The following is a 2,276-nucleotide window of genomic DNA, read 5'->3' as shown; positions in this document are numbered from 1 at the left end:
AGGAAAATCGTAGCTAGCTTTTTGTATATTCCTAAATCTCTAGGTAATAGGGGATGCAAGCCATTATCGGCAAAAGGTAGTAGATACAGTAGAGGTCACCTCTAAGACGGCAGATAAAGTAAGTCAATTTGCTCAGTGAAGAAGGGTTAGAAATCTTAGAAATTGGAATAGATGAATCTATTTCACTTAATGAGAACATGGTTAATAGAAGTGGAAGAAAGTTTTTGGCCCAGCATTATGATACGTATCTACGTGATACAAAATATGGGGAAGAGAGCAGTGAACGACTAGAAGAACTGTATTATCAATTATAGATATAGATCAAAGAGTCTTGCGACTTGAAAGACTTTTTGTGTATACTATAAGAAAAGAAGATAGAAGAGCTATTACCTAGATTTATTGATAGCAAGCGAAGAAAACTTCTACGAGACAGATAGTGTATTTTGTAAAAATGTGATGAAAGATAGAAAAATACTATGGAGGAGGGAGATAAAGAAGATTTTGATGAATGTAAACGTATTATGTATGATGTAAAGAAAAAAATTGATTCTATTATGAAATAGAAATAAAGAGGGAATGTAGTCAAGGAAACGGCTGCATTCCTTATTTTTTAAGCATTTTTCTTTTTTGCAAGACATAAACTAGGTACGAGGCTAGAGTTATGCGTATGGAGAGGAGAAGGAAAAGTGAAAACAGTATTTTGGGGGAATTATAAAGGGGGCGTTGGAAAGACTACCAGTGTATTTCAGATTGCTGGACAGTTTGCCAGTGCGGGCAAGAGGGTATTGTTAGTGGATTTGGATCCTCAATGCTCACTGAGTTACATCTGTTGTAGTAGTAATGGCAATCAGATTTTGAGTGACTTTAAGGTGGAACAGACCTTTAATTATTTACTTGAGGTGTATCGTGAGTTCATTAAAGGAAATCCTCAGTTTAAATTGGAATTATTGACCGATACGTTAGTGAGAGAGATTAAACCTATTACGAGAAGTTTGATTATGCCTTTGACAGATAGGTGTTTTAAGGATAATCTCTTTTTTATTCCATCAAGTATTAGCTTTGAAAATGCTAGAATCAACGAATTGGTGGAGACTATGGGACGAAAGCAGTTAAATGTGTGTCTGATTAAACTTTTTATAGAGGACTTGGAGGGGCATTTTGACTATGTCTTTTTTGACTGTCCACCCACGACCAATATATTGATTCAAAGTGTCTTTTTGGCTTCGGATTATTATATTGTGCCGACTATTATAGATGAGATTAGTGCAAAGGGTGTTCCAGACTACATTTGTGAGATAGAGAAGACTTATGGGAAGTATTGTATGGAACAGCAAGTTGGGGGCATCTTAATGCATAAGTTATTTACAAAGCGAGCGCAATTTGTAGGCGCCTTTGAGACTCTTTATAAGGGGCGGTCTGGTAAGGGGAATAACATGAGTCAGATTGAACAACTGGATTACAACATAAGACGTTTGGAAGGCATACATTCATTGGTATCTGAGTCGGAAAATAAGATACATCGCTATAATGTACTGGTAGATGACTTTGAGACGAAGCATATCTTTAAATATTATATCCGTAATCGAGATAATCGTTCAGGAGGGGAGAGTATTCCAAAGAATACGTCAGAAGGGTGTTTGACACTAGAGTATGTAGAGATTGCAGAGGCACTTTTGAAAATGATATAGGTGGGGAGAGCATGGAGCAAAATAAAAAAATTAAAGAAGATCTTTATGAACTGTATGGGTGCTTAAAAGAAATGGCAAGTGTGAGTGGTAGTGAACATTTTTTTGCACCATACATCTTGGAAAAACTGACTTATCCTTTACAGGAAGTACAAAGTGCTTTGGAGGAAAGAGATGTAACACAACCACAGGCACAACCTCAGCCTATGGCGTTAAGTGGGATACCTACAGCCAGTGGGAATGAGAAGAAAGACGGGATGAAGCTCAGTGAAAAGGTTAGACAGATTGTAGATGCTGCAGGGGTAGAAAGCTTTTATAAAGCAGAACTCATGCCTCTTTTTGATAAGACGTTGGAAGATGCAGTAAGGGAGCAGCGGCTGAGAAAGGTGACTGCAAACGACCTAAAGTATTTGTATAGTTTGATGGCTACAGTGCCTTTAAAAGGTAAGAAGACTAAGCAAGAGATTTTGCAACTCATCAAAAAGCACTTTGACAATGCAGCACGTACGGAGGATATGAATGCAAAGTTTTTAGGGAAGCGGTAAGTGAGTATAAAACAAGATCAAAGAGTGGAGGCAGAGTATATGACAC

The 2,276-nt window shown here is 37.4% G+C and carries 3 protein-coding genes; all 3 read left to right on the top strand.

Annotation, left to right across the window (positions count from 1 at the left end):
• The first annotated feature begins 128 nt into the window (after positions 1-128).
• The 3 genes from RRY75_RS13570 (at position 129) to RRY75_RS13560 (ending at position 2,230) form a co-directional block, all read left to right on the top strand.
• Positions 129-314 carry a hypothetical protein gene (locus tag RRY75_RS13570; RefSeq protein WP_332717265.1) on the top strand — a complete coding sequence of 62 codons (186 nt, stop codon included), beginning with the start codon at positions 129-131 and terminating at the stop codon, positions 312-314.
• Positions 315-686: 372 nt separating this feature from the next.
• Positions 687-1,688: a ParA family protein gene (locus tag RRY75_RS13565; protein WP_332528009.1), complete on the top strand. Its 1,002-nt coding sequence runs from the start codon at positions 687-689 to the stop codon at positions 1,686-1,688.
• Positions 1,689-1,699: 11 nt separating this feature from the next.
• Complete coding sequence (locus tag RRY75_RS13560) at positions 1,700-2,230, top strand: hypothetical protein (protein WP_332528010.1); 531 nt, start codon at positions 1,700-1,702, stop codon at positions 2,228-2,230.
• Positions 2,231-2,276 lie beyond the last annotated feature (46 nt).

This window comes from Niameybacter sp. (genome assembly GCF_036655075.1).
GTDB lineage: Bacteria > Bacillota > Clostridia > Lachnospirales > Cellulosilyticaceae > Holtiella.
The sequence above is the reverse complement of the archived record's forward strand: the minus strand, read 5'-3'. Positions and strand labels throughout refer to the sequence as shown.